We start from the raw sequence: 11,779 nt of genomic DNA on the forward strand, positions 1-11,779 counted from the left end.
TCAAACCCTTAAGATTGAATTTAATCATATCCCTATCTGAATAGCTCTTTTGCGTTGCAAAATGCGAATCATATAGTTAGTAGCAAAAAGTGACTTTAAAAGCTCTTTTATTTATTAGAGTTAGCTGGTCATTAAGCTACTTAACTTAGGCGTGGTATTTATGTTCTGTACAATGAATTTGAATGTATTAAAGCGCTAGGGCGTGTTGATCTTTGGTGGGTGAATTTGCAGCAGTATGTTTGGTTTTTAGGCAAGGCGGAGCCTATTTAGTGTGGTTATTCCCCATGAATAGGCGATAACGCAGCATAAATACCAAATATGCGCTGCCCTTTGGGTTCTTTCTAGGGACGATTAACTCTTCGTTACTCGGTTTTTACTTAGCCCACTAGGTTACAAACCTCGCGCCGCGATTTAATCACCCCTAGATTGAACAAATTTCAACCCACAAAGATCAACACGCCCTAAATGAAGTTTAAAAAGAAGGGGCAATAATGATAGGGAGATAGAGTATAAAAAAGGCCTTTCGGCCTTAAGATAAACAGTTACCTAAAATAGAGAGTTTAGTGTATTTTGCTTCTGCCTTTTTGTGATTTGGGTTTGCTTTAAGTGCTTGCTGGTAATAATTACAAGCATGAATATTGTTAGCGTTGGCCTCTTCTATTAACCCTTTATGATAATAATAAGTGGTGTTATCTAAGCCAAACTTAGCCGAGAGCTGTAAATAGTTAGATGCAATGGTATAACTACCCTGAGCATAATGAATCGATGCCATTTGTAAATACGGTGAAGCCTCGGTGCCAAATACATCCACACCATATTGTGCAATGCTTTTAGCTTTAGCTAAATTACCCTGATCAATCGCAAGTGTTACACCCAGTGTAATAACATTTAACGGTGGATTAGCTTTATTTAGCAATGTGTTTATAACCTGCTGTGCTTGAGTGCTACGGCCACTTTTATAAAATGTATACGCTGCAACTGAAAGTATGGCTGTATTGTCTGGATGAGCTAGCATTAGCTGATTTATATCGTGAACAAACGCTAAACAGTCACTTGCATTTACACCTTTACACGTTAAAGCTTGTGCATTTAAATTATATTTTTTCACTAAATCACTTAAAGCATTATAAGGGTTTACTGTAGGCTTATAATCAATGTGAGCACACCCTGAGAGTGCTAAAACTAAAGTTATATATATGTATTTCATAGTCCTTGCTCCTTAATGTAGCTAAGTAACTGAGTGTCTATATCAGCTTGTTGCCATAATCGTAATGTATTAACCGGATCTCTTACTAAGTTAGGGGTAACAACAATAATTAACTCTCTGTTGTTTTCGCTTTTGCTGGTTGTTTCGCTTAGCTTTCCTAGCATGCTGTTTCCGTTACCATCAGGTACAAAATCGTGGCTTGAATTACTATCAGTGCTAATCAATCCCCCTATAATTAAAGGTTGGCCATCTTGTAATCGAGTTGAAGTTTGCATACTGCGGGTATTAAACGCACTGCTGTTTAAACTGCTGCCTGTGCTGTCGGCAATTTCTGCGGTAAGTGTTGTATCAGGCAATGATATAACAGGGTTTAGATCTAGGGTAATGCGGTCTTTGTCATCTACTAGGGCGCGCACATTTAACTCAACACCAAACGATTTAAACTCGGTGCCACTAAATACAGAGCCGCTACTACCTTGTTGCCCATTTGCTATACCTGATGGGCTGTAACTGGTTGGTACAGGTACTTCTCCGCCCACTTTAAATACAGCACTCTCACCGGCTAATACCGTAATAGTAGGACGTGAAAGCGTACGCGAAATACCTTCTTGCTCTAATAACGAGAACAACATATCAATGGCAAATTGTGAGGTAGAAAGCTGTAAGTTATTAGTTAATTGACCACCAATTAATTGCAGGGCATTTTCTATTGTTGAAGAACCTGACGCTCTGCTTGCCATGCCATCACGGCCAAATAAGCCTTCTTGCTTTTCGTACCCATTAGATAGAACACTTATATCAGGTCGCCATTGTTTTAAACGACGTTGATTAACTTCATATAACTGCACAGATACACGAACTTGCGGTAAATCCTCAACTTCAATACTTGAAAGTACTTTACCTCCAGCTACGCTAAGAAGCGTTGCCCTAGCAATGTTAGAGCTTACGTTACTTAGCGTAACACCAGAGGCCGCATCATTTAAAAGCCCGCCAGACTCATTAGCTAATACTTCAATACTTGCGCTTTCATTTAGGCTTGCACCATTCATTAAGTTATTAGGATCAAGCGGTGAGCCTTGAGTTTGCATTGCTTGCTCAGGTTCAAACAGCTTATTAATTGTATTAAGTAATCGCACTAGCTCTATTTGGTTTTTAACCGAGCCCGAAAGTAAAAAAACATCACTTTCGTCATTTGAAAGTTCGCCTACCGATATGCGCTTAACAGTAACTTTATCAGCCCCCATTGATTTAATAACGTCGCTAATACGCTCCTCTTTAGGTTTTGGGGCTTGCGAAACTTTAATTAAATTTATGATAGCGACTTTGCTAGAGCTTTGTGATGCACCGCCATTTAAATTGCTCATTCCTTGCAGTCGCTGTGCTAAAGAATTAAACATGCCTTGGTTAGGGTTTGAGGTAATAACAGGTTGCGATGCTTGAGAGCTACTAGCGTATAAGTAATTTTTAGCTGCTTCATAAGCCGCATGGCGATAATTAATTGTGGGTACTTCTCCACGAAGTACTACGGCGTGCCTATCTGGGGCTATGGTTAATTTTACTGCGGGGTGAATGTCGTTAAGGGCGTTTTCAAGTACGCTGTAATCTTCAGTTACGCCAAGTAAAAACGTTTCTGAGCTTTTATCGTCATACCACACCATCATAGATGTACGGCCAAGTTTTTTGGCTAAAATTAAAAGCTCGCGGCCATCTACTACGTTCACATCAAGGGTTGTTTCATGCCCTAATGCAATGCGCGCAATATCACGTTTAAATACAAATCGTGTATGAGTCCACTTAACTAAATGAGAAACTTTTTTTACGCGTTCACCATTAGCATTTTCTATGTAAGCTAAATGGCTTTCATTACCATGCGCTGTAAATGGTATCAGTAGCAATATAAAAATAAATTTAAACATAAGCCTTTCCCTCAATTTGCCTAACTAACTAATTAGCAAGTATGAGTCCAAGGAAATAATTTATATTTTTAAACAGGTTAGATAAAAACTAAGGATAGGTTTTGATTTTGATTCGCAAATTGCAAATCAACAATAATAGGTAAATAAATAGCGGTTATAATAAAACAAAAAGCGCAGTAAAATACTGCGCTCATTTAATTAACTACAGTGTTAGTTAATGAAGTGCTGCTGTAAACGGTATACTTGCACAAATTTTAGCTTCAGCGACTAATAACTCTTCTAGCCTTACATCAACTTCTTCTTTATCAAAGTATTCGTAAGCAAGCTCAACAAATAAGTTTTTGTGTTTTTCTTCTGACTTAGCAATAGCAACATAAAAGTCTTTTTCTTTACCCTCAGGTAGTGCTTGAGCTACAAGCGAAAAACGTTCATGCCCGCGGGCTTCAATAACACCGCCTACTAAAAGTCGGTCCATTAAAAAGCCATCGCGTCCGTGTCTAAACAAAGCACGAATTTGTTTGATGTACGGATCTTTTTTATCGTCGCCTAAGTTAGTATCGCGTTCAATAAGTAACTTAAGTACTTGTTTAAAATGTATTAACTCTTCAAGCGCTAAGTCGGTCATGGCTTTTACAAGTTTGCGTTTGTCTGGATAATGCGAAAGCATAGACATAGCCATACCCGATGCTTTTTTTTCAGCAGCAGCATGGTCTTGCAAAAAAGTATTAAAGTCGGCTAAAACAACTTCGGTCCATTCAAATGGGGTTTGGTATTTTAATTCAAACATTTTCTGTACTACTTAAAAAATAATGCGGGGATTTTAGCGTATTTTGTATTAAAAATCTTGGTGCAGTTGGTAAAATTAAATCTGATAAGGCAAATGTTTATCTATACGTCCTTTCGCCGTCGACTCTACTTTTAAGACGTGCTTTATATCATTCCAAGCAGTTACTTTTCCGCCCATATTCATTTTTTCAAAATCTGTTTTATCGCTTGTTAATTCTAAAAAATCACACATTGCTTTGTAGCTTGCAGGTTTAGCTATATCAATGGATAAAAAATCTTGTGGGCGGTTTTTAAAGTAGCGTTGTGCTGATTCAAAATGGCTGTTGTAGCAATTTTCTAAATAACTATCATCATTAATATTTTTAAGCGACAATTCATTAAAGGTATTTAAATAACAGCGCTTTATATGAATATTAAAACCACCATCGGCGCGCGTTAAATTAGTATGCATACGCGTTAAAAGCTGTTTAATAGAAGGCAACCACGCACTTAGCTCGCGCTCTAGGTAAATAAATTTAGAACCTGGGTAGTGCTTATCAAGTACCTGGTAGTCGTTAAATATGGGGGTGTCGGCAATCGCCGTAGCATTTTTAAAACAAGCTTGTGTGTAGGCAGTATGCGCCGTTGCAATACTGAGTTCTAAAAACGCATGGCACACACTTGTCGTGCCAGTACGCGGAAGGCCAATTATAAATAGTTTATTCATTTAACTATTACGTGTAACAAGCAGTAAAAATGCGCTAATAACCATTACTAAAAATGTGACTACAGTACCTATTTGACGATACTTTAATCTTGCCTCTACTATACCTAAATTATGAAACACGCGCCCAATTAGTAACGCGGCTCCCAATATGTTGCAGTAATGGCTAGCAAGGCCTTGATATTCTGCTAAAAAAAGCAAAATGATAGTAAAGGGTACATATTCCATAAAATTTGCATGGGCACGCACGGCACGTTGTAATTTAAGATTACCGTTATCACCAAGTGATATTTGCTCTTTTCTACGCACTTTAATTACATTAAAGCTCAAATAAACGTAGTAAAACGCAAGTAAAGCAGCATAAGTTGAAATGATCACAGTGTATTCCTGTTATTTATTATTTGAATTTTTCTCAAGCTGTTAGGCTCGCAATTTTAAGCGCTGATAATACCATATAATTTGATAAGCATTATCAGAAGTTTAGTTAGCAAATATGCTAATGTAGAGAAATAAATTTTTAAGCCCGCATAAGGATTATATGTTTGTACCACGCAAAGTAGCCGATAGTTATCGTGAAATGATAAACAGTATTGGTTTTTATCCCTCGTTATTTTCTATTGGTTTTTTACTGTTTGCCATTATTACTATGTCGCTTGAGTACGTAGAACCTGTAGAGCAATTGAAGTCATTTATATCAGTGGTTTTAGTTGATAGCGCTGAAAATGCGCGCACCATTTTAAGTACTCTTGCGGGCAGTATTATATCGCTTACCGTATTTAGTTTTTCAATGGTTATGGTGGTTTTAAACTCCGCTAGTGCAAGTTTATCGCCACGTGTTGTGCCTGGACTTATTACCCGTAAATCTCACCAAATGGTGCTTGGCTTTTATTTAGGTAGCATAATTTACTCAATTATTATGCTTATCAATATCAATAAGCTTGAAGGTGGCGATACAGCAATACCCTCTTTAGGGGTTTTATTTGCGCTGGTGTTTGGTTTGATATCGCTGGGGTTGTTTGTATTTTTTATCCACTCTATTTCTAAAGCAATACAGGTTGATAACGTATTAAATGGCCTGTTTAGACAAACTAAAACAGAGATAAAAAGCATACAAGCTAGGCAAGCAGAGTGTCCTTTTAATGACTTTCCAGATTTTACGCAGTGGCATTCAATTAAAAGTACCACTGAGGGTTATTACAAAGGCGTTCACACCGACAAACTTTGTGCGCTTTTAGAGCAAGAAAACATCCGTATTTATATCTCTGTAAATCAAGGTTACTTTACAGTTAAAGGGTATCCGTTTTTAAAATGCGATAAAGACATATCAGCCGATGAAGAGCTAATAGCTAAAATTTTAGACTGCTTTATTTTTTATATAGAAGAGTATATTAGCGATCATTATCGTTATGGCTTAACGCAAATTTCTGAAATAGCGGTTAAAGCAATGAGCCCAGGGATAAACGATCCTGGTACTGCGGTTAAATCTATTGATATGCTAAGTATTTTACTTATTAAGCGCCTTGAAATAAGCGACACAAATTACTCGTTTAAGCACACCGACAATGATCCGCTGTTATTTATACACGAAACAAGTTTTGATGAGCTATTACACGATAATTTTACGCCACTGCGTAATTACGCTAAAAGCGATGCTTATGTAATGACTAACGTGCTTGAAGCGTTTAAAAACATTTTGTTTGTGGCTCATAACGATGAAGATGCGCGCAATAGTTTGTTTAACTATTTAAACGCCATAGTAGATGACATTAATGAGCAAGTGACGAATGATTACGACAGGCGTGAAATTAAAAATATGCTTAATTCAATTGCCCGAATAAGTGAGCAACAAGGTGAGGAATTAGTGGCGCGTTTTGAGCGCCACCAATATTAATCACAGTTTTAGTGATAATTCAGATAGTTATTCTATAAAGTAAACTGCATAGCTTGAAGCAGTCACTTTTATTTCACCAGCATGGTAGGCATCAGGCACAAAGTTACCTGGTGTACTATCTGCTTTCATCATTGTTTGCTCGGCGCGCATATATGGTTGAGATGGCACATTCATTGGGCTAAGCGAAGCCGTATAAAGCCCTTTAAGCTCCACGCCATAATCTTCACTAAACTCTTTTGCTGCAGCGCGGGCATCTTTAATAGCAAGCTTTTGCGCTTTTTTATGAAGCTCGTTGTAATTACTTGCTAAAAATTGTGTTTGATTAATTTCGTTAATTCCGTTGTTTACTAAGCTTTGTAATAGCTCTGGGTATTTTTTTATATCACTTAGTTTTAAAGTAAGTGTGCGCGATACTCTAAAGCCTTTAAAATCTTGTGTACCCGATGTGCGGTTATATTGGCTTTCACGATTTATTGAGATATGGCCAGCATTAATATCCCCTTCTTTTACTCCAACCTCTTTAACTAACTTAATTGCTTTAGCCATTGCAGTATCTGTTTCGTTTTTAGCTGCAATTAGGTCTTTATCAATTTCAGTAATACCAACACTTAGTTGAACATAGTCAGGCATTGTCGTTAAGGTAGCTTCACCTTTGACATAAATATGAGGTGCGTCTGGTGTTGAGGCCGCAAGCGTATTAAAGCTAAAGGTTGTTAAAGCTAATGCACTGCCCAAAAATAGTGTGAGTGATTTCATAGCGTTATCCATTGTATTTAATTAACTCTATTAAAGAGCCTACGTGGTTAACAATAAATGAACAAGCACAAAAAAACAGGCAATTGCCTGTTTTTTGTTATTGGCTGTAACTTAACGTACAGCCTTATTTACTTTAAATTACGAGTACCGTAATTAAACACTACAGCGTTTGTAATTACGGTATTTAGGTAACCAGTAATTTCTATCAATAGCAGCCCATAGCGCATCGTCAGATAACTCAAGTGCTACGCCCTCTTCTATCGCTTTTTTAGCAACAGCAAATGCAATACGTTTGCTTAGCGTTTCAATTTCTGTAAGTGCTGGTAGTAAGCTACCTTTACCTGTATTTGCACGAGGAGATGACTCCGCTAACATTTCACTAGATACACTTAGCATTGCATCAGTAATGCGCGTCGCTTTTACCGCTATTACACCTAAACCAATGCCAGGGAAAATATAACTATTGTTACACTGTGGAATTGGGAATTTTTCGCCATTGTATTCAACAGGATCAAATGGGCTACCCGTTGCTACAAGTGCTTTACCGTCTGTCCACTCAATTACATCGGCTGGGTGCGCTTCTACCTGCTTAGATGGATTACTTAGTGGGAAAATAATCGGCTGTTCACAACTAGCATGCATTGCACGAATTACTTGCTCAGTAAATAAACCAGGTTGGCCAGATACACCAATTAAAATATCAGGTGCTGCACAGTGCATAACATCTAATAGTGATGCGTATTCACCGCTGTAAGTCCATTCACTTAAGCTTGCTGTAGGCTGAGCTAGAGCTTGTTGAAAATCGCGTAGACCTTCCATACCCTCAGATACAAGACCAAAGCGGTCAACCATAAATACTTGGCTACGTGCTTGTGCTTCGCTAATGCCTTCAAATACCATTTGGCTAATAATTTGCTCAGCAATACCACAACCTGCAGAGCCCGCGCCAACAAAAACAACTTTTTGCTGACTAAGCGTAGACCCTTTAACACGACACGCTGCTAATAAAGAACCAACAGTTACTGCTGCGGTACCTTGAATATCATCGTTAAAGCTACAAATTTCATCACGGTAGCGCTTAAGTAACGGCATTGCATTTGGTTGTGCAAAATCTTCAAACTGAAGTAATACACTTGGCCAACGGCGTTTAACCGCTTTAATAAATAAATCTAAAAACTCATCGTACTCGTCTTGAGCAATACGCTTATGGCGTGCGCCCATGTACATTGGGTCGTTAAGTAGTTTTTCGTTATTGGTACCTACATCTAGCATTACAGGTAACGTGTAAGCTGGGCTAATACCGCCACACGCTGTATACAGCGATAGTTTACCAATAGGAATACCCATGCCACCAATACCCTGATCGCCTAAGCCTAAAATACGCTCACCATCAGTTACCACTATTACTTTTACTTTACCTTTCGTCGCATTACGTAAAATGTCGTCAATTTGAAAGCGGTCTTCGTACGAAATAAACAAACCACGCGCACTACGATAAATATCTGAGAATTTTTCACATGCATCGCCAACGGTTGGCGTGTAAATAATAGGCATCATTTCTTCAAGATGATCGCGTACTAATCGGTAGTACAGTGTTTCGTTGTTATCTTGAATGGCACGTAAATAAATATGCTTATTTAAGTTTTCGGTAAAGCTAGAATACTGCTGATAACAACGCTCAACTTGCTCTTCAATAGTTTCAAAGCGTGGAGGAAGTAAACCAGCAAGATTGAAATTTTCGCGTTCTTTTTTGCTAAAGGCACTGCCTTTATTTAATAGCGGCGTTTCAATTAGGCCAGGGCCAGAGTGATGAATATATAAGTAATTAGGATCAGTATTAGTTGTCATATTTCCAGGCTTTAACGGAGTCTTAAGTTATGATCTGTCATTATCATTGTTAAAGGTTTAATTGCAATGACAATTCAGCTTGTCAGACCATTGAGAGAAACACATGCAGGCCTTACCGCCTGCATGTGTATTATACATAAATTAAAATTTGATAGTGGCGTTTTTGTCTGTTAAATCAGATAACGCAACACCTTCTCGGCGTGGGTCGGCACCGCCAAATAACGTATTATTTTTAACTTCAACCGCATGCAAACCTGAGTTTAAATCAAGTACGCGTACATTATGACCACGTTTTGTAAGTGCAGGTGCAATGGTTTCAAGGGCTGTGCCTTTTTCAAGGCTGGTGTAATCGTTACGATTAGTGGTGCGCGGCAAGTTTATAGCCTCTTGCGCGGTTAAATCCCAATCAATAACACCTACTACCACTTGAGCAACGTAATCAATAATACGGCTACCACCAGGTGAGCCTACAACCAAACGTAAGCTGCCGTCTTTATTAAATACCATTACCGGCGACATAGAGCTGCGCGGGCGTTTACCAGCTTCTACACGGTTTGCTACCAGCTTGCCATTCTTACGTGGAGAAAGTGAAAAGTCGGTAAGTTGGTTATTTAAAATAAAACCATTGACCATAACGGTAGAGCCAAATGCCATTTCAATTGAACTGGTCATTGAAACAGCATTACCTTGTGCATCAACTATAGATACATGCGAAGTAGACGGAAGCTCATACGAGTCATCCATTGCGTAACTTAAATAACTAACCGGATTACCTGCTACTGCTTTTGTATCTTGCTCGGTTATTAGTTTGGCACGTGATGATATGTAATCTTTGTTTAAAAGCTCTTTGGTAGGCACTTGAGTAAAATCAGGGTCGCCCATGTACATATCACGATCGGCAAAAGCAATACGTGATGCCTGGCTAAAGTAATGAATCGCTTTTTCGCCGTTTGGTTTAAGCGCGCTCATGTCTTTGTGCTCTAAAAGCCCAAGCATTTGTAGCACAGCTACACCACCGCTACTTGGTGGTGCCATCGAACATACGTTATATGCGCGGTATTGAATACACACGGCATCGCGTTCTTTACTTTTATATTCAGCTAGGTCTTGTACGCTAAGCTTACCAGGTGCAATTTTAGAGTGCTGAACAGCATTTACCATTTGCTTGGCGTTATCGCCTTTATAAAATGCGTCAATCCCTTGTTTGGCAATGTCTTTGTATAAATTAGCAAGTGGCTGATTTTTTTTAATAGTGCCTGCTTCAATCAATTTACCATTTGGGTAAAAGTATTCGTTTATAACTGGCATGCTAAGTACACCCGGGTTTAGCTGACGCGCTAATAAGCCATGTAAACGGGGTGATACTTCAAAGCCTTGTTCTGCAAGCTCTATGGCGGGTTTAAAAAGCTCCTGCCAAGGTAATGTGCCATATTGCTTATGCGCATTAGCAAATGCATGCAAAATACCCGGTACACCAACAGAGCGACCACCTACAACGGCTTCAATCCATTTTACCGCTTTTCCGTGCTTATCTAAAAACAGTGTTTCATCTGCATTTGCGGGTGCAGTTTCACGGCCATCAAAGCTGGTCAGTTTATTGTTTGCTTTGTTGTAGTACATCATAAATGTACCGCCACCAATCCCCGACGACTGTGGTTCAACAAGTGTAAGTACAAGTTGAGTAGCAATAGCGGCATCGACTGCGCTACCACCTTTGGCTAAAATTTGTTGACCCGCTTTAGACGCATATGGATTTGCTGCCGCAACCATATACTTTTCACCAGTTACTAATTGCTTTTGCACAATTGAAGTGGTGGCTTCTGGTTCGCGTGTTTCGACTTGAGTTGGTTTGGCAATAGTTGGCAGTGTTACTGCACACAAGCCAATGGCAAATAATGAGTTAAGTTTAAAATGCATAAAAATACTAAAAACACTTAATTACGTAGTTGTATTTGGCATCTTAAAGTTAAACGGGCACAATATGCAAAAATTTTGACTAAAAAAATACAATAAAATGCTTAATTTACCTTTTCAACCTCGTTATTTATTACCGCCATTATTCTTGATGCTTTTTAGTACCATTTTTGCTGCATTTGATTTAAATAATTTACTTGAATTTAACCGAAACCTTGTCGAACAAGGTGAGATATGGCGAGTGTTCACCAGCCAATTTGTGCATGCTAATTGGGCACATTTAGGCTTAAATTGCAGTGGTATATTCCTAATTTGGCTACTACACGGCGAATACACCACGCCTTTACGGTATACCGCTAATATCTGTTTACTGGCTCTTTGGTGTGGACTCGGTGTTTATTGGTTTTGCCCAAGTATACATATCTATACAGGGCTCAGCGCCCTACTTCATGGTGTAATTATTTGGGGAACAGTTAAAGATGTCACGTTAGGACTTAAGTCGGGTTATTTGTTGTTTACAGGTGTATGGATAAAAATAGCGTTTGAGCAATTTAGCGGCCCAAATGCCGACATAGGCAAGTTAATAAATTCAACTGTTGCAATAGATGCACATTTAATTGGTGCTGTAGGCGGCACATTGCTTGGAATACCTTTGGCGATAAAATACTTAAAAAATAGCGATTAAGCTTTCAAATATTAATAAAAACGCCGCGTTAGCTAACGCGGCGTTTTTGTTTTTATACTTTAATTTAAAAATT

Annotated in this window: 10 protein-coding genes; 2 read left to right on the forward strand and 8 right to left on the reverse strand. The window is 38.6% G+C overall.

Going from position 1 to position 11,779, the window contains the following annotated elements; translation table 11 throughout:
* Nucleotides 1-529: 529 nt before the first annotated feature.
* The 5 genes from ALFOR1_RS08350 to ALFOR1_RS08370 form a co-directional block, all read right to left on the reverse strand.
* On the reverse strand, nucleotides 530-1,207 hold the full coding sequence (locus ALFOR1_RS08350; RefSeq protein ID WP_104642666.1) for a tetratricopeptide repeat protein: 678 nt from the start codon (nucleotides 1,205-1,207) through the stop codon (nucleotides 530-532).
* Complete coding sequence (locus tag ALFOR1_RS08355) at nucleotides 1,204-3,123, reverse strand: pilus assembly protein N-terminal domain-containing protein (protein ID WP_104642667.1); 1,920 nt, start codon at nucleotides 3,121-3,123, stop codon at nucleotides 1,204-1,206. The genes ALFOR1_RS08350 and ALFOR1_RS08355 overlap by 4 nt, the downstream gene beginning before the upstream one ends.
* A gap of 214 nt (nucleotides 3,124-3,337) precedes the next feature.
* Nucleotides 3,338-3,910 (reverse strand): tRNA-(ms[2]io[6]A)-hydroxylase, encoded by a 573-nt coding sequence (gene miaE / locus ALFOR1_RS08360; RefSeq protein ID WP_058550049.1) that lies wholly within the window; start codon nucleotides 3,908-3,910, stop codon nucleotides 3,338-3,340.
* Nucleotides 3,911-3,985: 75 nt separating this feature from the next.
* The gene (locus tag ALFOR1_RS08365) at nucleotides 3,986-4,615 is read right to left on the reverse strand and encodes a sulfotransferase (RefSeq protein WP_104642668.1); all 630 of its coding nucleotides are present in this window, start codon (nucleotides 4,613-4,615) and stop codon (nucleotides 3,986-3,988) included.
* The gene (locus ALFOR1_RS08370; protein ID WP_104642669.1) at nucleotides 4,616-4,990 is read right to left on the reverse strand and encodes an MAPEG family protein; all 375 of its coding nucleotides are present in this window, start codon (nucleotides 4,988-4,990) and stop codon (nucleotides 4,616-4,618) included.
* 160 nt (nucleotides 4,991-5,150) lie between these two features.
* Here ALFOR1_RS08370 and ALFOR1_RS08375 point away from each other — a divergent pair, with 160 nt between their 5' ends.
* The gene (locus ALFOR1_RS08375) at nucleotides 5,151-6,503 is read left to right on the forward strand and encodes a DUF2254 domain-containing protein (protein WP_104642670.1); all 1,353 of its coding nucleotides are present in this window, start codon (nucleotides 5,151-5,153) and stop codon (nucleotides 6,501-6,503) included.
* 27 nt (nucleotides 6,504-6,530) lie between these two features.
* On the opposite strand, the gene ALFOR1_RS08380 is transcribed toward ALFOR1_RS08375, so the two are convergent.
* The 3 genes from ALFOR1_RS08380 to ggt all read right to left on the reverse strand — a co-directional run bounded on the left by ALFOR1_RS08380 (nucleotide 6,531) and on the right by ggt (nucleotide 11,024).
* Nucleotides 6,531-7,259 (reverse strand): SIMPL domain-containing protein, encoded by a 729-nt coding sequence (locus ALFOR1_RS08380; protein ID WP_104642671.1) that lies wholly within the window; start codon nucleotides 7,257-7,259, stop codon nucleotides 6,531-6,533.
* Between the two features lie 153 nt (nucleotides 7,260-7,412).
* Complete coding sequence (locus tag ALFOR1_RS08385) at nucleotides 7,413-9,107, reverse strand: NAD-dependent malic enzyme (RefSeq protein ID WP_058550054.1); 1,695 nt, start codon at nucleotides 9,105-9,107, stop codon at nucleotides 7,413-7,415.
* A gap of 141 nt (nucleotides 9,108-9,248) precedes the next feature.
* Complete coding sequence (gene ggt / locus ALFOR1_RS08390; protein ID WP_104642672.1) at nucleotides 9,249-11,024, reverse strand: gamma-glutamyltransferase; 1,776 nt, start codon at nucleotides 11,022-11,024, stop codon at nucleotides 9,249-9,251.
* Nucleotides 11,025-11,121: 97 nt separating this feature from the next.
* Here ggt and rrtA point away from each other — a divergent pair, with 97 nt between their 5' ends.
* Nucleotides 11,122-11,706 carry a rhombosortase gene (gene rrtA / locus ALFOR1_RS08395; protein ID WP_104642673.1) on the forward strand — a complete coding sequence of 195 codons (585 nt, stop codon included), beginning with the start codon at nucleotides 11,122-11,124 and terminating at the stop codon, nucleotides 11,704-11,706.
* Nucleotides 11,707-11,779 lie beyond the last annotated feature (73 nt).

Origin of the sequence: Pseudoalteromonas carrageenovora IAM 12662, from assembly GCF_900239935.1 — a bacterium.
Classification (GTDB): Bacteria; Pseudomonadota; Gammaproteobacteria; order Enterobacterales; family Alteromonadaceae; genus Pseudoalteromonas; species Pseudoalteromonas carrageenovora.

Bases quoted from the DNA above. Each gene is read 5' to 3' on its own strand.
- rrtA (WP_104642673.1), top strand. From the start codon at position 11,122: ATGCTTAATTTACCTTTTCAACCTCGTTATTTATTACCGCCATTATTC.
- ALFOR1_RS08385 (WP_058550054.1), bottom strand. From the start codon at position 9,107: ATGACAACTAATACTGATCCTAATTACTTATATATTCATCACTCTGGC.
- ALFOR1_RS08380 (WP_104642671.1), bottom strand. From the start codon at position 7,259: ATGAAATCACTCACACTATTTTTGGGCAGTGCATTAGCTTTAACAACC.
- ALFOR1_RS08375 (WP_104642670.1), top strand. From the start codon at position 5,151: ATGTTTGTACCACGCAAAGTAGCCGATAGTTATCGTGAAATGATAAAC.
- ALFOR1_RS08365 (WP_104642668.1), bottom strand. From the start codon at position 4,615: ATGAATAAACTATTTATAATTGGCCTTCCGCGTACTGGCACGACAAGT.
- ALFOR1_RS08355 (WP_104642667.1), bottom strand. From the start codon at position 3,123: ATGTTTAAATTTATTTTTATATTGCTACTGATACCATTTACAGCGCAT.
- miaE (WP_058550049.1), bottom strand. From the start codon at position 3,910: ATGTTTGAATTAAAATACCAAACCCCATTTGAATGGACCGAAGTTGTT.
- ggt (WP_104642672.1), bottom strand. From the start codon at position 11,024: ATGCATTTTAAACTTAACTCATTATTTGCCATTGGCTTGTGTGCAGTA.
- ALFOR1_RS08350 (WP_104642666.1), bottom strand. From the start codon at position 1,207: ATGAAATACATATATATAACTTTAGTTTTAGCACTCTCAGGGTGTGCT.